The organism is Pseudoselenomonas ruminantium, assembly GCF_900104055.1.
GTDB classification, from domain to species: domain Bacteria; phylum Bacillota; class Negativicutes; order Selenomonadales; family Selenomonadaceae; genus Selenomonas_A; species Selenomonas_A ruminantium_C.
Map to the genome: position 1 here is coordinate 73,971 of NZ_FNJQ01000003.1, position 19,678 is coordinate 93,648.

Consider the following 19,678-nt stretch of genomic DNA (forward strand, 5'->3'; position numbering starts at 1 on the left):
AAGCGGCTGCTTCTTTGTATTGCTTATGCCTGACACTTATTTGCCGTCCTGCTGATTGCCCCAGCAGCCACCGCCATGTCCCCCACGGTGATGACGGCCGCAATAATAGCCATCGTCAGACTGATCAGCTGCCTGCCAGCAGTAGCCGGGACGGCTGCTGTCCACACCATTGCCCGTTTCTGCTGCCATGGCGGGTACTACGCTGGCGATAATCATGCCTGCAGCAAGGGATGCAAATATCTTTTTCATTGTGAAAACCTCCTAGTAAATCTGTTTTGTTGATGATCTTATTATGACAGGCATTTGTGACAAAAATGTTACGCTGGGAAAAAAAATTATTTTTTTGCTCCGGGGGATATTTTCTGCTAAACTGTAGGCAATCACGAGGAGGGATGTACATGACACGGCTATTGATTGCAGATGACAATGCGGCTATCCGGGATATATTGGAAATCGCCGCCACAGCGGCAGGTTTTGAAACGGTACTGGCCGTTGACGGCGAAGATGCCTGGCAGAAATTTGCGCATGAAGATATCGACCTGATCCTGCTGGATGTGATGCTGCCCAAGATGGACGGCTTTACCCTGTGCCGCAAGATCCGTCAGGAATCGGCAGTGCCCATCATCATGATCACGGCCCGGGGAGACGATTATGACCGCATCATGGGGCTGGATCTGGGGGCCGACGATTATGTGGTCAAGCCCTTTTCCACCGCCGAGGTGATGGCGCGGGTAAAAGCCGTGCTGCGTCGCTGGCAGAAGGATGCCTCCGATAAAGACCTGATTGCCTGCGGCAATCTGCGCCTGCACGAAAAGCAGGGGCAGGCGCAAGTGGACGGTTCCCCTCTTTCCCTCACCCACAAGGAATATGACCTGCTCCATTTATTCCTGACGCATCCGCAGCAGATCTTTTCCCGGGAACACCTGCTGGATCTGCTCTGGGGCTATGACTACAGTGGCGACACCCGCACCGTGGACACTCATATCCGCCGCCTGCGGGCCAAGCTGGACAAAGCCGGAGTTCAGGGCGGCAGCATTGCCACCGTCTGGGGCCGGGGCTATCGCTGGGAAAATGAGGACGGCCAATCATGAAACAATCCCTGCTCAAGAAAATGCTGCTGTATTTCTCGGCAGTGCTGCTATTGTTCTCGCTTGCAATCGGCATTGTCTTTTCCCTGCTGTTTGCCCGACACAGCCAGGAAGTGCATCAGGAAGAGATGCAAAAACGCGCCATGGCGCTGGCGGCAGCGATTCCCGCCATGGAAGAGGCCACGAAGATCCTGCAAGCTGAGGACGAGCGCTACACCGCTGCCGGCAGCCAACCGACAGAGATGGTCCCCGGCAGAAGACATGGTCATCATGGACGCATGATGATGCATCAAGGCTGGTGCCGCCGCCAATACAGCGAACCAAACGATAATGCAGCGGCTTTCTTCCAGCAGCTCAATGAGCTGGGCGAAGGCGATGTCTGGCTGGTATCGGCAGGCAGCCGTATGATCCGCTCCTATGGTGCCGAAAAGGAAGACATCCTGACCGACCTGCCGCCGGAAGCCGAGGAACTCATCGCCGACGTGCTGCAGGGCGAAGCTGCCCAAAGCCGGGCCTTTTCCCCGCTGCTGGGAACCCCGGCCATAACCGTGGCCGCACCGATCTACCAGAACGGTCAGATCAGCGGCGCTGTGCTATTGCATCATCCCCTGAAAAATATGGAAGAGGCCCAATGGCAGGGCATACGGCTCTTAGGGCTATCCCTGCTGCTCGCCCTGCTGCTGACGGCGGCGCTGGCCCTGATACTGGCCAGACATTTTACCCGTCCTTTGCTCCGAATGCAGCAGACGGCCCGCGCCTTTGCCAGTGGTGACCTGACAGCCCGCACGGGCATCCGCCAGCAGGACGAGATTGGCCAGCTGGCGGCTGACCTCGATACACTGGGCGCAGAACTCGAACAATCCCGCACCGAAAGACAGGATTTCCTGACCGCCATTTCCCATGAACTGCGCACGCCGCTGACCGTCTTGCGGGGAACACTCGAGCTTCTCTGGCAGGACCTGACCTCCACGCCGGAGCAAAAAAGCCGCTGCCAAAAACAGGCCATGAGCAGTCTGACCACCTTGGAACGGCTGGTCGGGGATTTGCTGGAACTCACCCGGCTGCAAAATCCCGGATTCACCCTGCATATAGAAAAACTGAATGTCACCGAGGCCTTTCAGGATGCCATACGGCAGGTACAGATCATCGCCGCAGCCAAACAGATCGAGATCGCCGCGGATTTCTCTGCGCCCATGCTCATTGAGGGCGACTATGGCCGCCTGCGGCAGCTGTTGGTCATTCTGCTGGATAACGCCGTGAAATTCTCCCCGGAAAAAACCGCCATAACCGTTGAGCAGCAGCTCTTGCCAACGGGCTGGCAGGTCAGCGTGACCGACCAAGGCTGCGGCATCCCGCCGGAAGAACTTCCCCATATCTTTGACAGGTTCCATAGCCGCCAGGGACGGGAAAACAGGCAGGGCACAGGCCTGGGCCTGGCCATCGCCCAAGAAATCGCCCAGCACCACGGCCTGCAGCTGACCTGTGAAAGCGAGCTCGGCCAGGGCAGCAAGTTCATCATCCGCGCAGAATAAAGAGGCTGCTGCACGAAAATATTACGTGCAACAGCCTCTTTTTCATGTGTCCATGATGACAGTGTCAGTTATCGGCAATAAGCTGCTTGCCCGGCTTGATGACCAGCCAGCAGGCGACTACGATAAGACCGAATAGAGCTGTGATAGAAAATGCGTTGTTCCAGCCGTATGTCTCGACGAGGAATGCCGTAACAATCGGGGCGAGGACGCCGCCAATATTGCCCCAGAGATTGATCCATCCGGAGACAGAGCCGCTGAAGCGGCCGCCCAGCGACATGACCGATGACCAAGTAGCGCTCATACAAAAACCGAGGGAGCCGAGAGCCAGCGTCATCCAGAAGATAGCAGCTTCGACGGAAGCCATATGGGATGCTGCGTAAAGACCTACGGAAGTGACAGCGATGCCAAAGATAGCTGTAGCCGTGCGCATTGTGTACTGGCGTTCACTGTTCTTGCCCGCAGCCAGGCGGTCAGAAAACCAGCCGGCGAAGAAGACCATAAAGGTTAAGGCAATCCAGGGGACGGAGGTCCAGAAGCCCATGGATTTGAGGCTTAGGCCATATACTTCGGTGAGAAACATGGGCAGCCAGGAAAGAAAAACATACATGATGTAATCGACGACGAGGAACTGAAGGCCGACAGCCCAGAACCGATGGTTTACCAGAAGCTCCTTCCACGGAGCTACTGCTTTTTCCGTTTGGCCGCTGCGCGCTTCGTTGATGTAGTTGATTTCTTCTTCGCTTACATAAGGACAATCTTCCGGAGTATCCCGGGTGTAGTGATGCCAGGCATAGGCAACGACGATGCCGAGAAGACCAAAGATTATAAAGACGCCCTGCCAGCCGAGCCACCCCATCAGAGCAACAGTCAGCAGCGGGCCGACGACCGGACCGAAAAAGGTGCCGCCGAGGATAGAGGAACTGGCTTTGCCTTTTTCGGCATGGTTGAACCACTTATAGCAGGCTGCGCCGAGTGAAGGGAATACCGGTCCCTCGCCAAGGCCGAAGGCCAGACGAACGGCAGCAAAGCTGAGTTTTCCATGCGCAAAAGCAGTCAGCGCGGTAAAGATTGACCACCAGAGAATGGCAAATGTACCGGTTTTGCGAAGACCGAAGCGATCTGCCAAAATGCCTCCAGGAACTTGCATCAGCGCATACCCACCGAAGAAACAGGTTTGGATAAGTCCCATATCGATCTTGGTGAAACCGAATTCCTGCATGATGACCGGTGTGGCGACGGAAAGGTTTACGCGATCCATGTAGGCGACAAAACTGACTAGAAAGATTAAGCTGGCGACTTTCCAGCGATAGTTTGTACTGGCAGGCGCATTGGCACTGCTTATGGCGTTTTCCAGATTCATAAAGATTCCCCACTTTCTATACACTATTGTCTTTTTTAAAAAGACAATAGACTGACTGTTGGTGAAAACATACTGTAAATATGTAAACATCATGTGACTTATTATACTGTATACAGAAATTCTGTCAAGGGGAAATATCATTATCTTTTTTCAAGAACAACAAAATAGACTGCTGCACGTAAATATTACGTGCAGCAGTCCCTTTTTTCTTACGTCTGTAATGGAATCACTAGCCTTCGCAAAGGACATATTCATTCGGACGGGGAATCGCCAAGGTGAATTTTGTCTGCGACAGGATCCCGGCAATCAGTTGGCTGCGCAGTGCATAATAGTCTTCTGCCCGGCCGCCGGCCTGTGTCCAGTAAGCCCCATGCACATCAAAGCGCTGTTCCCAGCTAAAATGGTCCTCGCATTTGTCCGTAACGATATTGACACCATCGCATGGCATACCGCTCAAAGTGCAATCCTCGATACGCTTATAGCACTGTTCGGCAGAAGCATCCGGCGCTGCGGCCTGTTCTTCCCCTAGCCCATAGGCGATGGCCTTCAATTCCTCCAACCGCTCCTCATGACCGGTCAGGATCTTGACCGTCAACTCCGCATAGCGTTTTTCCACGCTTTCGATGCGGCTGCTGAGCCAGCCATGGATATTGGCCTCATCAATGATCGCATCCAGCGGCTGTTTCTCGTCATCCACAAAGTCCAAGGCAGAATCCAGCCAGCCGGCACGCTCAGCTTGAACGGCAAAGCGCCGCAAAAGCTCCTCCTGCATCCTGATCTTATCGTACATCCAATAATGGATTGGTCCTAAAAAAGCACTCATCCTGTTACCTCCCACTCACATTAATGTAACCAATATAGCGAAATAACAGGGAAAAGTCTGTAAAAAATGTTACAAGCGCCTTTTACAGGAGCTTGTAACATTCTATCATGTACGCCAATATCAAAAGCCGTCCAGAGATAAATGTTTCTCAGCATAGGCCCGCAGGTTATCATGCTTTTGGGCGATGGCCTTTGCATAGGCCTTTATGCTTGCTTTGAGGCTTTCCGTGTCCGCAGCGGACATTTTCCCCAGTTTATGAAACGCCAGTCTGGTCTTGTTGGTGAACTCATAATCATCATCATATTTGCGGAACAGCAGCCTTATCATCTTGCGGCGCAGCATTTTCTCCTGGATGATATTTTCGCGTTCCTTGAACCAGGCCACCGTAAGCACCACCAGCAGCAAGATGCCCATAAAGCCCAGGATGGGGTACAGGTAGGATACCAGCGTGGTAAAGCCGCCGAAACTGCATACATAGCCCAGCGCCACGATGCCGATCAGCAGGCGGCGCAGTTTCTTCTCATCGTTGCCGGCGAAGCGTTTGGCCGTGGCGTAGTAAAGGCTGAAGGCCGTGTTGAAAATCAAGGCGAAGATCACCAATGCGTAAGCCAACGCAAAGAGCGGGCTGATGTGGTTAACGATAACCAGCATGGGAATTTCTGCGTCTTTGACCAGGTCAAGGTTGGCAAAAAGCGTCAGGGCCGCACTGCCTACGATTACGCTGATGATGGCACCGCCCAGCGCACCACCCTTTTCCGCATCCGTGATGCGCAGAACCGAACCGCCCAGGACAAAGGCCATGGATACGCCGTTCATGGCGCAGAGCGCGAAATAGTTGAGCACGGAGAGCCCGACATTGGGCATGACCGGCTTTATGGAAGCCGCAGCGGCATCAAGGACGTCCAGATCAAAAGAGCCATTCCAGAAGGTGCAGCCTGCAGCAGCCAGGATCATGATGACCACCAGCGGCGTAAAGATGCCCAGCACTTTGGTGATCCGGTCAAAATCCAGGAAGGCAATGACGATCACGAGCAGCGAGCAGATAAGCGCCCCCAGCCAAGAGGGCAGGCCGAACTGCTGCTGCAGATTGGCACCAGCCCCGGCAACCATGACAAAGCCCACCACGAAACACGAAAGGATCAGGGTGACATCAATAATGCGGTTGATAACCGGATGGGCAATCTGTTCCAGCACTTCCTGATGATTGCTGGATTGATAGTGAGAACCCAGCGTCACGATGATCCGTCCAAAAATGATATTCAAAACGCCCAGCAAGGCAACGCCTAAAAGCCCCATCCTGCCAAAGCTCAAAAAATACTGCAGCAAATCCTGACCTGAGGAAAGCCCGGCTCCTACCAGTACTCCCACATAGGCCATAGCCAGAGAAACAGCCTCCCGGCTGATGTTGAATTTCTTCAAATAACCGCCTCCTATAACAAAATAAATTATTTTACATACACATTATATCATAAAATGCATAGATTGTAAAATTCGATCGTTCGTATGGATGGAGAAGGTTATTCTGAAAAACCTCAAATGTAATATTCCGTCTTATCCTCCGGCTTCAGCGAGAAGCACTCAAAGATCTTTTCCCGGATATCCCAAAAGTCCGGGCTGGTCCTGTCGCGGCGCCCATGCAGGTCCACGGGAATCACGGTCTTGATATGGCCGGGATTCGGCGTCATCACCACGATGCGGTCAGCCAGTACCACCGCTTCATCGATATCGTGGGTGACAAAGATAATAGTCTTGTGCTGCTCCCGGCAGATGGCCGAAACCTCATCCTGCAGTTTCATCCGTGTCAGGGCATCCAAGGCGGCAAAAGGCTCGTCCATAAAGATGATTTCCGGATCAACCGCCAATGCCCGGGCAATGGCCACGCGTTGCTGCATGCCGCCGGAGAGCTCTGCCGGATGGCTGTCCGCAAAATCCTGCAGACCGACGACTTCCAGATAATGCCGGGCAATCTTCTCCCGTTCGTCCCGCGGAACGTCCTGCTCCTCCAGGCCGAGTTCCACATTTTTGAGCACCGTGCGCCAGGGAAGCAGGCCGTAATTCTGGAAGATTGTCACATACTTGGGGCTGGGCTTTTTCACTTCCTGCCCGTCAATATAGACATCCCCTTCACTGGTGCCTTCAAAACCAGCCAATATGTTGAGCAAGGTACTTTTGCCACAGCCGGAAGGCCCCAGCAGGCAGATGAATTCGCCCTGCCTGACCTCCAGATTCACATGGTCGAGAGCCTGAAAGCTCGTGCCATCTGCCCGCACGAAGTGCCGGGATACATCCTCTACTTTTATGTAACTCATATCAGTTCCTCCTTGCCAGGCCCCAACGGCGGTAAATATGGCTTTCCAGATAGCTTACTATCCCATCCAAAGCCAGCCCTAAAACGCCGATGGTCAGGATGGCTGCCATCAGCCAGTCAGCCCGCAGGTTATTGCGGGCATCGATGATCAAAAAGCCCAGCCCGGACTGCGCGCCAGCCATTTCCCCGGCTACCAGGAACACCCAGGCCGTCCCCAGTGCCAGATGCAACCCCGTAGCAATCCGGGGAAATACCGCTGGGAAGACGATCTTGCCCAAAATCTGCGGCTGGCCAATGCCAAAGTTACGGGCTACCTTCAGATAAACCGCGTCCATGCCCTGCACTGCCGCCACCGTGGCCAGGAGCACCGGGAAAAACGCCGCGATGAAGATGATGACCAGGGCGGGCATTTCGCCAATGCCGAAAAACAAGACGATAAAGGGCAGCCAGGCCACGGGTGACACGGGCCGCAGGACCTGCGCTAACGGATTGAGATAATTCCAGATTCCCTTATACCAGCCCAAGACCAGCCCCAATGCCATGGCCAGCACCACGGCACTGCTGTATCCCAGCGCAAACCGCCCCAGGCTGGCGCCGATATCTGTGGCCAACACGCCGCTGGCGATGAGTTCGCCTAAGCCTCGCAAGGTTCCCCAGGGAGAAGGAAACAATGCTTCATTCCAGCCCCCCAGCGAAGCCACGATTTGCCAAAACGCCAACAGGATAACCAAGGAGCCACCGATATATCTTACTTTTTGCATAAAATCCCGCCTTTCATCCCTGCCCCAAAGCTCAAGGCAGCAGTGAACTGTCTACAAATTCCTCATAAGCCGGTATCTTTTCGATCAGGCCAGCCGCCGTCATGCGTCTTACCAGTTCCCCATAGGCTTCCGGCGTAATCCGCAGGTCATCATAACGGATGAACTGCAGGGACATTTCCACCACTTTTGCCTTGGCCTTCAGATAAAGCTGAGCAATCCGGGGCTGGTCTTCCCTGTGATTCGTCAGGTGTTCCCCGGCTGCCAGGTATTTGGCCGTTGCCTGCTGCGCCAGTTCATGATGCTTGTCCACAAAATCGCCGTTGAAAACCAGCGCACAGCACAGGCTGTCCGGCCACAATTCCTCTGCCTTGGCCAGGATATGACCTTTTCCCAGCGCAATGGCCTTAGCCCCGAAGGGTTCGGCCACACAGTAACCGGCAATCTGTCCCTGAGCAAGGCCGGCCGGCATTTCTGGCGGCGAAAGTTCTACCACCGTCAAGTCCTGTATGCTCATGCCATGTTCTGCCAGCATCTGCTGCAGGAGCAGATTATGGGTGGACTGCTTATGGGGAATGGCAAAGATCTTTCCCCGCAGATCCTCCACTTTCTCAATATCATTGCCGCCGATGATCACATTGCCATCCTTATGCCCGAGCGCCGCGGCCCGCACATCGATGCCCTGCTCCCTGGCCTTTACCGCTAGTTCAATCAGCACGGACGCTCCATCCACCTTGCCAGTATTCAAGGCATCCATGAGTTCCGGCCAGGAACCGTACTTGATGAGTTCAATCTGCACATCATCATCGGTCAATAATTCCTTTTCCGCAAACAAGGGCAGGGCATGGGTAATGGGCAGATAGGCAATGCGCACCGTGCGCTTCCCCTCTGCCGCACCTTGCTGCCCCGCGGGCAGCATGCTGTAAAGCCCTGCCGCCGCTAACACGATCAGCAATAAGATCCAGACTGCTTTCTTCATCGGCTCACCTCCATCCCAACTTCTTCCGCGCCAGCTTCATATCGGCCACAATCTTTTCTCCAAGCTCCCGGCCATTGACATTGACTGTCATCACCGCCCCCAGAAGCTCCTTCGTATCCTCCTTGAGGAATTTTTCCACAGCCGTGGAACCCTGTACCGGCGGTTCTACGCAGTGATAAGAGTCAATGCCGAACAGGCGGAAAGCCAGGGACGCATCCAGCCCTTTCTCATTCGACCATTCCGGACTGGCAAAAGCATAGGGCATGTCCTTGAGGGCCTGTCCGGCTTTTCCTGCAACCCCGGCAAAAATGCCCGAGGAACGGGTGTTATCAATGCATTCGCCTACATGCCATACCGGCGGTACATCATATTCCTGCACAAAGCCCCGCAGGCCTTCCCCACATCTTGCTGCGCCTTCCTTGCTGCAATAACCCAGCTTCAGAAGCGGGAAAGACGCACAGCCATTGGTGAGGATCAGCACATTGTTTTCCAGCAGTACATCGGCCACGTCCAACGTGGCCTTTTCGTATACCACCCGGGGATTGCTGCAGCCCACCATATTGACGATTCCCAGGATGCGCCCATCGCGCAGCGCCTCATACAGAAGCTGGAAGTCCCCAAACTGTTCCGCCACATTCTCCGCCGTAAAGCCAATATCTGCCGTCACCTCATACTGCGGAATCGACACGGCTACATCACGGCGAGCGGCAAAACTTTCAATCGCCCGTTCCACAATCTTTCGGGCCAGTTTTTCCGTATCCCCAATGTTGCTATGGCGGTAATCATAGGCATAATGCTCGGCCCCAGGCAGCCGCGCCGAATCGCTGGTGGTCACAACTGTCGTTTTGAAGCAGCGGGCCACATCCATAATGGCCGGATAGACATCCTGCACATCAGCCACCCACAAATCCAAAGCACCCGTGCCTAAGATAAGTTCAGCACCCACGGCATTGGACAGCGGAATTACCCCTTCATAACGATACATCGCCGCCAGACAGGAACAGCATATTCCATAGAACTGAATGCCCTTGGCACCTTTTTCCTGCGCCAGTTTTACCATTTCCGGCAGATGCCCCACCCGGACAATCTCACTGACCAACGTGGGCAGATGCCCATGAACGGCGATATTGACATAGCCTTTTTTAAGCGCCCCCACATTGACCTTCGACGTAGCCCGGTGACCGGTACCAAAGAGCACATCCGTACCGATATTGGAGGCTACAACCCCTGTAAAGCAGAAGGCCAGCCCACAGCGCAGGAATGCCTTGAGGATGCTTTGATAATCCCCATCCGTCCCTACGCCGGTACGGTGATAGGCATCAAAGACTTCCTGATAGGCGCTGATGGGAATAATCCCCAGCTTATCCCATACCTCCTGCCTCTCTGCCGGAGCCAGGGACCGAATGGTCCGATAATCATCCGGCAGCGGACGGGACAAATCCTCGAGCAGCACATCGGCCAGTTTCCCCACCAGCCGCTTGGCACTCTGTCCTCTGGTTTCAATGCCAAAGGCCTGGCAGACATTACGCAGTTTCTTCTCGCCTAAAATCGGCAGCTTCAGTTTGCCCTCGGCCACAAACTTCATGGTCAACAGGATTTCCCGGGCATGCGCACCATGCTGGGCCACACCAGCGGCAGCACTGCGCAGGAGATTGCGGGCCACAATCAAATCCGCATCAGCCCCGCATACACCTCGCGGACTTTTTTTCGTAATCTTGCAAGGGCCCATATTGCAGATCTTGCAACAGACACCACACAGACCAAAGGAACACTGCGGTTTCTGCGCATCGAAGCGGTCAAATACCGTTTCCTGTCCCATTTCAGCCAAACGATGCAAGAGTTCTTTCACGGCTGGATCTGGCGTCTGCTCCAGCACATCCTGTTTCGTGGCAAATGTCTTGCGATACTCAGCCACCGCCTGCATATAATCATTTACACCGCCATGCTCGTGCGGATGGCTGGCATCGTGCTCATGATAATGCCAATCCGCATGTTCATGTACATGGTCATACTCGTGATGATGTTCCTGCTTATTTTCCTCAGACAACATTGCTCTCCCCTGCTTTCACTTTATATATCCACCAATACACAACAAATATATTTTTGTATTTTCAAAAAGTAACAATCTGTTTTATTTTTTTACAAAAACATAGTTGTATTGTATACACTTTTATCCAGTATGTCAATAGGCAATTTATATAACAAGAAACTGCATGCCCTATCATAAGCAATAGACCATGACAAAACACCATAATATAAGACCAGCTGGTTGAATATTTCCCACTCATCTTTAGACTGAATGATTCCAGCCTTTACGATGTAAATACAATGTACCGCCATAATTCCGACATTAGTCGTGAATATGGCGGCACATAATATTTTTAGGATATCTGTAAGAAGATTTTCATTCTTCGTTCTAAAATTTTAAAATGTGCTCTTGACAAAGAAACCATTTAACACTTTTCAAACTTCTCCTAATGCGATTGTAACTTTTTCATGTAAATCTCCATTTCTTAAACACCATTCTCCATATTCAAGTGCATATATTGAATCTTTAGACTTTGCAGCCTTTTGATAGTTATTATACGCCTCATTTTCCCTTTTTCCCCAACGTCCGTATCCATAGAAACAAATATTCTCTTTGATAAAAAACGCCCAACCATCACCGGCTTCTATTGCCTTGTTAAGCCATTTAATTTCTTTGTCCAGTTTAATGCTATGGTTCTTTTTCGCCGACTCAGCAAAATTGCCATCTATATACTCATGCCCAAGACGGCCTATTGTTTCTAAACCGCTATTCTGTACAGCCTTATCCAGCCAAGCCTTGTATTCTTCTGCTAATTTACCAGCCCATACGTCCTTGGCCATTTGAAAATAGTCACGCACCCTTTCTTTATCACAGAAGCAAAGACGACCTGTTCCATAAGCTTCAGCCAAAAAGAACATCGCCTCCACATCACCGGCATTCCTCCGCAATTGCTTCATCTCTAGGAACACCTTGCCCCAACTTATACATCACACCTATCCAATACATGCACCTAGCAGCATAATCATCTGGTTTTGATGTTCCATTAACGATGAAAAGGAATTCTTCCATAGCTTATTTATATTTTCCTCTTAACTTGCAAATCTCTTCTACATAAAAGCATCGTTGAATATATGAAGTATTCGCTATCATCGCCAATGCGTTTTCAGCCTTCTTATGCCCTTCATTCGCAGCCTGCTTAAACAGCGCTCTAGCTTTATAAATACTTTTCTGAATTCCAGTACCGGATTGATACATACGAGTTGCCAAATACATTGCTTGTGTATCACCTTCAGCTATTGCTTTTTCATAATAATCCATCGCAGCATCATAATTCTTCATTCGATAGGCTCTTCTGCCTTTATATAACCAACTCTTATTCATACCACTGCCCTCATCAATAAGCCATGCTATCTATTATGGCCATCTCCACCATTATCCATCCACTAAGATTCCCATAAATACCTTCCCTAGCGCTCTCACAGCCTCTTTTGCATCTTCCCCTTCTGCCTGTGTATAATCCCATAGGATTCTTTTATTGCTTTCTTTGCCCTCAATATGGTCCTTGTAATTCATGCTAATCACCTTTATTCCCCAATTAAAATAGACACCCGAATCACATCATCCAAAGATTCATCAATAGACGATCCCCAAATAATCGCGGCCTGCTTATTCTCCATCCAATCGAGGATTGTTTCACTAGCTTCTTGAATTTCATACATACTTAAATTAGCTTCACTGCCAGTAACATTCAACAGAACAGACGTGCCTACGCTTTGAGCTTTTTCATTCTGCTTAGTCAGCTTGTTTACGGCCTCCATAGCAGCAATTATACTTGCCTTTTCACCTTCAGCTTCTCCCGTAGCTATTAATAAGCTTTTTTTATCCTTACATACCGTTTGAACATCACACAAATCTAGATTTACTAATCCTGGAATACAAACGATATCATATATAGATTTAATAGCATAGTATATACCTTTGTAAATCTCAGACTCTCCTGCATATTTTTCAGGATTTATGGTCATCAATGGCGCTGGTAATTCTATCTGTTCTTCAGAAATCAATATTGTTATCAATAATATACTTTTATCCTTATTAGCCGCTACCGCTTGCTTAAACTTATTTACATCTTCCTTCTCCCTAACATCGCCGATCAAAAAGCAAATGTCTATGCTCCTCCATGTCGAAGGTTCTAATGGATTTCCCTCCAGCAACTTAAATTCTTCAGCAAATTTTTGCCGTTTCCATATCTCAGCAGTTTTACCGATTAAAGCCACTCTGAGATCACACCCTTTTTCATCAGTATTTTCATTTAACTCAAACATTTTTAATTCCTCCTCAATTAGTGTCTATAGAAAATCTTATTTTCTTTTGCCCATTCTGCAATGACTGCACGATAATCTGCTGGTAATCTTTGATTACAATAACCAAGCGCCTGTGTAATTCTGCCCTGTTTCACCTCAATACAAGCAACGTATTTTTCCTGTTTCTTCATCGCTACGATTAACGACCATTTTGATAGAACATCCGAATTATAACTTGCAACACAGTTATGGAATAAATTCCCCCATTTATGTAATTCATTTGTATTTTTAGGCAAATGGAATGTATATTCCCCCAGATGATTTTCTAAGGCCAATTCTTTTTCATTATATTCATACATTCTATTCTCACGTTTGTAATTCTCCCCTGCGTTCCTATAACGGTTTACTATATCCGGGCGTGCGATAAACAGCTCATCTACTAATGCATCGTGGACTTCCTGGCTAAGCCCTTCATTAAGCAATCGCCGATACACTGTCTGGTCTATCAGTCCTTCGTTATTATCCAGTTCAGCTTCCACAAATATTCTCAACGTATCTAATGCAGCATAGGTGAAATTATCATTACACCAACGAAGAACACGCGGAGCAATAGCTTTTTCCTCTCGATGACGCAGCAACCAACGACAAAACCGTTGAAAACGATTCAGGTCATAGGCTCCTGTTCCTCTTAAATTCAACACACCTACGGTGCCATTGTAACGCATATCCAGTAATCGGTAACCAAAAATCTCTTCCCGATAGAAAAAACGACGAATGATATTGATATCCGTAAATCCGCATTGACGAAGAAAAATGTATACCAATATGCTTTCCGGGCTCCTCACATAGGCTTTACGTAAACTGGGTGGCAGATTTTTTATATCCAAATATCTGCACAATTCCCGATAACTATCAAAGCGTCCCTGCTCCTTTATTGCTTTATAAGCCGCCTGTCCCAAAACATCTTTCAGAATATATATATTTGGATCCAATGCGCTTTCACAAAATGCAATTAAATGCTTTAAGCCATGATCATCACCTAAATAACTGGGACGAAATCCGTATTTGTCTTCAGCTATTTCCCTCAAATATTCTATGGCCACATCAGTAACCATGGCTGGTATATCAACGTGCCTTGCCGCCAATAATTCCGGAAATAATATACTCCCCCCACAAACATAGCCATTGCGCCAGTTCCTTATATCATTGCCCACAATGGATGCAGGCCACCCCTGCAGATTGCCATGATCAATATCACATTCAATCGTCCACTCCTTATCCGTAACCTCAGTAATCGCATTTTCCTCTAAAGTAACCCTTTTGATATGTAAAGCAAGTTCTACCGTTCTATTGGAAAACAACTCTACACTCCAGCTCAATGGCAAATAGACATAGGAAAATCGCCAGTCATCTATTCTTAGCTCCTTCATACGATGCTCTAAATCGTCCTGTGTGCAATCTTTCTCCTGCCAATCGTCTTCTATTGCATTGTAATAAAAACACCTTTTCTTATTGTCCATTTTCTCCCCCATGTATCTTTATATAATCCTGGCTATAGCTACTTTTTCTAAGTTTCTATAGCCAGGGGTATTCATTTTTAATAAGAGTTATACTTCGCACGAATATATGCAACTTGAATCACAGCGGGAACTGTTACGCGATACGCAGGTCCGGCAATATCTATAGCCAGCCAAAGGGCATTCAATGCTATGCCTACTGGGCCAGCAAAAACTGAAATTGCCTTCGTCAAGGCCGCATTTCCAGCCACACTGATTCCTCTACCCAAAAGGGTTCTTGCCACAGCATTGGCCACAATTACGGATATCTTGTATGGCGAGAATCCGGTTTTGAGAATCATCATCTGCAGAGCAGCTATCACGGCCTGTTTAGTAAAATGATTCACCTTTATATCTAGGTTATCAATCAGCTCCTTCATCTGATCATCATCCATTTCATCCAACGCTTTTATCAAGATTTTGCAAAGCAAGTTCATCTCGATAACCGATATGCTCGCATCGGAATTATAGTTCACATTAAGGTAATCGCACACATCGCACAGTACCTCTCGATATGTCACCCCTTCTCCACCACGTAGAAAGTTAACAAAGGTATTGCCGCCAAAGCACTGCAACTCAGCAGCAATATCCTGCCAATACGCATTGGGATTATTACGATTGTTTTTATAACCAGAGGTAGAAGTTAGTTCTTCGGTAAGCCGCAAATCACCATCTTCATCTCTCGTCAAATAATCTACCAAAACTTGCAAATCATCATTTTCAGCAATGGACAGGATTTCCAGATCTTCGTCGTTACGGTACGTCATGATATTTTCCTCCTAAATTCAACAAATGATTGACCTTCTATCTATATAAACCACTCTTCAGTAGTATTTTTGGCATTTTGCCTTAAAAATTTTATTATCCGTCTCCAATGAGCCAACTAAGTATCCCACCAAGGAGAACTACTTCAGTCACAACAGGTGCGATGACATCTACAACTACACTAGGATCCTCTTTGATAACAGGACATACTGCTGCTGCCAGAATGGCACCTGCCGTCGTGTTAGTAATGGCAGTCTCAACTGCACCCACTTCTCTTACTTGATTCATTTTCATTATGGACACGTCCTTTCTTTTAACATCAAGCATCGTAACGGTTGGCAGCATACAGGACTGACTCAGTCATCTCCAAAAAAGAAGCTGCCAATAACGCCAATAGCGGCTCCTGCTGCTACGAAGGGTGCGGCGGCAGCTACGATAGGAGCTGCTGCGGTCAGTCCTATAGCTGCAGTGGCGGCGCCTGCTCCTGCAGAGATAGTTGCTGCTGCGGTGCCTACGGCTGCTGCGCCTGTGGTGATAGCCGTTCCTATGACTGGCGCTGATGTCACGACGGCAGCAGCCGCTCCAGCAGTTTCGATAGCAGCAGCCCCTGCTGCCGTACTAGCAATGACGCTCCCCACTGCTCCAGCTCCGTATCCTACCACTCCTGCCTTAGCAGTATCCACGACTACATCACCAGCAGCTTCGCCCACAGTCTTTTTACCTCTGACCACCTCCACGATATTGCTGCCCAGGCTGAACCCGGCTCCAGCAATAGCACCAGATTTAGCAGCTTTCATCCCAACACTGTGGGCTGTGCTTACACGTTTTGCACCACTGTATAGGTGAGATGTCACAGGTGCATTGGAGTTGCCGGTGATTCTACTCTCACGCTGCATGAAATCTGCCAGTTTCTTGGCTTCACCATCTGTCACATGACATTCGCGCACTTTCACGCCCACTTTATTGCCGGCTTCCTTAAATGTTTGGAGATGAGCGTTGCCCTTGTCCAGCAAGACCTCCTGCCCAGCGTATTCGCCAAAGTCAATCTGCTTGGGCTTGTAACCGGACTTCACCTGTTGCAATACTTCAGTGCCGTTTGACTTGATATACCGAAGGTCTGCGATACCATTGTTGTTGATAACCTCCGTATGGCGGCCTAGGGCACTGGCATGACCAGCTTCCAGTTCTTCCATTACGAACCCCTTGAAGCCTTTAGTGCCTCCTCGCATGGTGTTCAATTTAGCGAGCCCATCCCCCATTCTCTCATAGGCCTGCATCCCCTTGACCGCACGCTTGATTGCACCACTGTTCTGATGGAGGGCTGCCGCTGCTTCGTTTACATGATTCTTTTTTGCCATAATAGACACATCCTTTCTTATACGCTTGAAATTCTCTCACTTTATTTAACCGTTCCTGGGAACAGTTTTTGGCATTTCCTGCGAAAAAAGTTTCACATTCTATTGCCTTTCACTATATATAACCGTTCCTACGGATAGCTTTTGGCATTTTTCGACAAAAAAATAGCCGCATGCACATGCAAGCGACTATAGATATTCATTATGCTATTTTTCATTCTTTAACCAAATGCCATTTATTAAACAAATGCCATATATATTTGTTTATTTCAGTATAATTTTTTCTCCAAGTATCCGGACGCAAACTGAGTTCATCAGACATTCTAGGCATAAGTATGTTATGTATCTTTTTGACAAGTCTTCTGCGGAGGAGTATAAGTTTTTCAGCAATATCTTTATCTATGTCATTATCTTTGTTCAATTCATAAAAAACGATTTTTTTTTCATATTTCTTGTAGAGATACTTATTGGTGCTATAGAATTCCAAATTAATATAATCCTTCTTTTCTTCCGCTCGTTTCTTTCCTACATCGCCTTTTACAAATTGTATAGCCCAATACCCTTGTGCTTCATTTTGACGATTCTTCCCCCTCTTATCGGTATAATTATTGGAATTCTCCAATACATAATCTATTGCATCATCATAAAGATATGCCATCTCATTTCCTTCATCTTCTGCTTTCTTATTTGACGCATCTATTAAAAATGTATTTTTGACGGCTCCATCTTTCAGTTCCGCATTCATCGATCCTGTATATCTTCTATCGAATACAGTACTTTGAAATTCCTTCCATTCTTCATCAGAATATCCACAATTTGATACTAAAAATTGATGAACACGTTCTCTGTTCAAAAGGTTAAATTTTAATGCCGCAGTTATATCCTTGGAGTCCATGCCATACTTCAGTGCAATACTGCGCAAAGCCCCCCTAATTTCTACTTTCCTAATTTCCGCTTCATCAGGGTTTTCTTCTTCGTATTTTTCAGCTTCTAATCCTTTACATTTTAATTTGTAGCGTTTTCTCGTATCCTCCACAAAATCATGATTGTTTTTTTCACAATATTTCTTTACTATTTCCTCAAAGGCTTTCCAGTATAATTCACCATCGCTATCTTCATTTTCAGAGAATACCATCCTGTATGTTTTGTCTAACAATAACATTTTCTTATCATGCAGATCCTTCTTTTCATGGTGATTGAGGCCATCTCTGCTTTGTAGCGCCAAGACCTCCTGCAGCAGCGTGTCTATCTCAGGATTCGCGTTCATCACTCTCACCGCCTTATTTAACCAATCATAAACCTCAGGAATTCATCCGTGCTCTTTTTCTGGCCGGGCTTAGTATTGTTTACCAGAGTGTTAATATAGAACAGACTGGTTATATCGATAATATCAGAAGTTGCCGAAGTATTTGAATCTCCTCGATAATACTGGGCATATACCATGCAATCCACGTCAACATCTTTTCCAGCCTTAGCTGCGTAGGACATGGCAATCAAACTGCAGATGGTATTGCACTTCATACCAAAGGTCATATCAGCATAGATGCGGTCACCATCCTGGAAGTAATCGGAAATCTCCTGGAAGTGACGACTGAAGGTCAGCGAATCCATCTCATCGCGTTGTTTCGTGTGGTCAGGTTCATAGATTTCTACGAAAGTAGCCTTTGCCTTATGGTCTTCCAGAATTTCCTCCATTTCTTTTCTCAAGATTTTATAGTTTTTTTCCGGATTAGTGGTCTGCGTCAGGGTGGTGATGATTAGTATATCATCCTTTTCATCTATGTTGGCATCCAGCAAATAGGAGATGGGTGCAAAATAATTTCTGTTACCCATGTCAAAATCACGACTTTGGTAGAGTACCCTTTTCTCTGGATCATCAGGGGTCATCATAACCGTAGAAAAAAACACCTTTCGCATTTCAGTCATCTCCATTTCGTAATCAATATCCTTCTAGGCATATATATTCTACAAAGCAATCGTCTTTACCTGCCCGCAAATGCAATAGGCTTGAGTCCAAAAGAATCTCTGCCCAGCCATCTGCCCACAGCGCCAACTACACCACCTGCAGCTATGATGATGGGGACAACAGTCGGGGCAATGACTGATACAATAAATATTGGCGATGAACAATCTATGATAGTACCAACGCCCATCTCCCCACCAATACCAGTTCCTACTGTCTTTTCACTGCTTGCAATGTTGTTCTTCATCATGATGAATTCCTCCTTACTTTTTCTCATCATCAAAAAGTTTGCCAACTTGATTCCCTATAGCAGCTCCACCGACTGCTGCTACCACTGTAACCGCTGCTGCCGGGATACCTACAGCTCCTCCCATAGCTGCGATTCCGATACCTCCAATAGACCGTCCAACTAAAACTCCGATGCCACCGCCAATAATTTCTTTCTTCATTTCAAGCGCCTCCTTAATAAGTTATTTAACCTTTCACTTAATATAACCATTCCTAGTTACGATTTTTGGCATTTTATCAAAAATTTTTTGCTAACCTCCTGACCAGCTTCATACAATCTCCTATCAATCATCGGTATTACTTCTCATCATCAAAAAGCTTGACAACCTGATTTCCCATAGCAGCTCCACCGACTGCTGCTACCATTGTAACAATAGCCGCGGGGATGCCTACAGCTCCTCCCATAGCTGCGATTCCAATACCGCCAATAGCTCGACCTACTAAAGCTCCGATGCCACCGCCAATAATTTCCTTCTTCATTTCAAGCGCCTCCTTAATAAGTTATTTAACCTCTCACTTAATATAACCATTCCCAGCTACGGGTTTTGGCATTTCTTCAAAAATTTATGTT

General features: G+C 48.2%; 23 protein-coding genes. 2 read left to right on the plus strand and 21 right to left on the minus strand.

From position 1 onward, the window contains the following. Positions 1 to 36: 36 nt before the first annotated feature. Positions 37 to 249 (minus strand): hypothetical protein, encoded by a 213-nt coding sequence (locus BLQ59_RS02165; RefSeq protein WP_074571287.1) that lies wholly within the window; start codon positions 247 to 249, stop codon positions 37 to 39. A 149-nt stretch (positions 250 to 398) separates the two neighbouring features. Here BLQ59_RS02165 and BLQ59_RS02170 point away from each other — a divergent pair, with 149 nt between their 5' ends. Both BLQ59_RS02170 and BLQ59_RS16300 read left to right on the plus strand, forming a co-directional pair. Continuing rightward, entirely contained in the window at positions 399 to 1,091 is a 693-nt protein-coding gene (locus BLQ59_RS02170; RefSeq protein WP_074571288.1) for a response regulator transcription factor, read from the plus strand. Further along, the gene (locus BLQ59_RS16300; protein WP_256324577.1) at positions 1,088 to 2,620 is read left to right on the plus strand and encodes a sensor histidine kinase; all 1,533 of its coding nucleotides are present in this window, start codon (positions 1,088 to 1,090) and stop codon (positions 2,618 to 2,620) included. Before BLQ59_RS02170 ends, BLQ59_RS16300 begins: the two co-directional genes overlap by 4 nt. A gap of 64 nt (positions 2,621 to 2,684) precedes the next feature. Here BLQ59_RS16300 and BLQ59_RS02180 read toward each other — a convergent pair whose 3' ends face one another. From BLQ59_RS02180 to BLQ59_RS02270, 20 genes are all read right to left on the minus strand, one after another. Beyond that, entirely contained in the window at positions 2,685 to 3,980 is a 1,296-nt protein-coding gene (locus BLQ59_RS02180; protein WP_074571289.1) for an MFS transporter, read from the minus strand. A 229-nt stretch (positions 3,981 to 4,209) separates the two neighbouring features. After that, positions 4,210 to 4,803 (minus strand): hypothetical protein, encoded by a 594-nt coding sequence (locus BLQ59_RS02185; RefSeq protein ID WP_074571290.1) that lies wholly within the window; start codon positions 4,801 to 4,803, stop codon positions 4,210 to 4,212. A 120-nt stretch (positions 4,804 to 4,923) separates the two neighbouring features. Further along, on the minus strand, positions 4,924 to 6,222 hold the full coding sequence (locus BLQ59_RS02190) for a YkvI family membrane protein (protein ID WP_256324578.1): 1,299 nt from the start codon (positions 6,220 to 6,222) through the stop codon (positions 4,924 to 4,926). A 113-nt stretch (positions 6,223 to 6,335) separates the two neighbouring features. After that, positions 6,336 to 7,112, minus strand: coding sequence for an ABC transporter ATP-binding protein (locus tag BLQ59_RS02195; RefSeq protein ID WP_074571291.1), 777 nt, complete (start codon positions 7,110 to 7,112; stop codon positions 6,336 to 6,338). A gap of 1 nt (position 7,113) precedes the next feature. Beyond that, positions 7,114 to 7,872, minus strand: a complete 759-nt coding sequence (locus tag BLQ59_RS02200) for an ABC transporter permease (RefSeq protein WP_074571292.1) — start codon at positions 7,870 to 7,872, stop codon at positions 7,114 to 7,116. A 31-nt stretch (positions 7,873 to 7,903) separates the two neighbouring features. Next, entirely contained in the window at positions 7,904 to 8,848 is a 945-nt protein-coding gene (locus tag BLQ59_RS02205; protein WP_074571293.1) for an ABC transporter substrate-binding protein, read from the minus strand. 4 nt (positions 8,849 to 8,852) lie between these two features. Further along, positions 8,853 to 10,898: an anaerobic carbon-monoxide dehydrogenase catalytic subunit gene (cooS, locus tag BLQ59_RS02210; RefSeq protein WP_081342408.1), complete on the minus strand. Its 2,046-nt coding sequence runs from the start codon at positions 10,896 to 10,898 to the stop codon at positions 8,853 to 8,855. Between the two features lie 413 nt (positions 10,899 to 11,311). Then, entirely contained in the window at positions 11,312 to 11,833 is a 522-nt protein-coding gene (locus BLQ59_RS02215; protein ID WP_074571294.1) for an SEL1-like repeat protein, read from the minus strand. A gap of 115 nt (positions 11,834 to 11,948) precedes the next feature. Further along, positions 11,949 to 12,257 carry an SEL1-like repeat protein gene (locus BLQ59_RS02220; RefSeq protein ID WP_074571295.1) on the minus strand — a complete coding sequence of 103 codons (309 nt, stop codon included), beginning with the start codon at positions 12,255 to 12,257 and terminating at the stop codon, positions 11,949 to 11,951. Positions 12,258 to 12,308: 51 nt separating this feature from the next. Then, a complete protein-coding gene (locus tag BLQ59_RS15885; protein ID WP_176756696.1) occupies positions 12,309 to 12,449 on the minus strand; it encodes a hypothetical protein in 141 nt (46 codons plus the stop codon). Positions 12,450 to 12,460: 11 nt separating this feature from the next. After that, complete coding sequence (locus BLQ59_RS02225) at positions 12,461 to 13,201, minus strand: FtsZ/tubulin family protein (RefSeq protein ID WP_074571296.1); 741 nt, start codon at positions 13,199 to 13,201, stop codon at positions 12,461 to 12,463. Positions 13,202 to 13,218: 17 nt separating this feature from the next. Next, on the minus strand, positions 13,219 to 14,700 hold the full coding sequence (locus tag BLQ59_RS02230; protein ID WP_074571297.1) for a PcfJ domain-containing protein: 1,482 nt from the start codon (positions 14,698 to 14,700) through the stop codon (positions 13,219 to 13,221). Positions 14,701 to 14,777: 77 nt separating this feature from the next. Further along, on the minus strand, positions 14,778 to 15,503 hold the full coding sequence (locus tag BLQ59_RS02235; protein ID WP_074571298.1) for a YaaW family protein: 726 nt from the start codon (positions 15,501 to 15,503) through the stop codon (positions 14,778 to 14,780). Between the two features lie 94 nt (positions 15,504 to 15,597). After that, on the minus strand, positions 15,598 to 15,795 hold the full coding sequence (locus BLQ59_RS02240) for a hypothetical protein (protein ID WP_143005252.1): 198 nt from the start codon (positions 15,793 to 15,795) through the stop codon (positions 15,598 to 15,600). A 62-nt stretch (positions 15,796 to 15,857) separates the two neighbouring features. Continuing rightward, positions 15,858 to 16,859: a hypothetical protein gene (locus BLQ59_RS02245; protein ID WP_074571300.1), complete on the minus strand. Its 1,002-nt coding sequence runs from the start codon at positions 16,857 to 16,859 to the stop codon at positions 15,858 to 15,860. 211 nt (positions 16,860 to 17,070) lie between these two features. Continuing rightward, positions 17,071 to 18,123: a hypothetical protein gene (locus tag BLQ59_RS02250; RefSeq protein ID WP_074571301.1), complete on the minus strand. Its 1,053-nt coding sequence runs from the start codon at positions 18,121 to 18,123 to the stop codon at positions 17,071 to 17,073. 17 nt (positions 18,124 to 18,140) lie between these two features. Continuing rightward, positions 18,141 to 18,689 (minus strand): TM1812 family CRISPR-associated protein, encoded by a 549-nt coding sequence (locus BLQ59_RS02255; protein WP_176756697.1) that lies wholly within the window; start codon positions 18,687 to 18,689, stop codon positions 18,141 to 18,143. A gap of 149 nt (positions 18,690 to 18,838) precedes the next feature. Next, entirely contained in the window at positions 18,839 to 19,069 is a 231-nt protein-coding gene (locus tag BLQ59_RS02260; protein ID WP_074571303.1) for a hypothetical protein, read from the minus strand. A gap of 13 nt (positions 19,070 to 19,082) precedes the next feature. Next, positions 19,083 to 19,268: a hypothetical protein gene (locus BLQ59_RS02265; RefSeq protein WP_074571304.1), complete on the minus strand. Its 186-nt coding sequence runs from the start codon at positions 19,266 to 19,268 to the stop codon at positions 19,083 to 19,085. A 136-nt stretch (positions 19,269 to 19,404) separates the two neighbouring features. After that, entirely contained in the window at positions 19,405 to 19,587 is a 183-nt protein-coding gene (locus BLQ59_RS02270; RefSeq protein WP_074571305.1) for a hypothetical protein, read from the minus strand. Between the last annotated feature and the right edge of the window lie 91 nt (positions 19,588 to 19,678).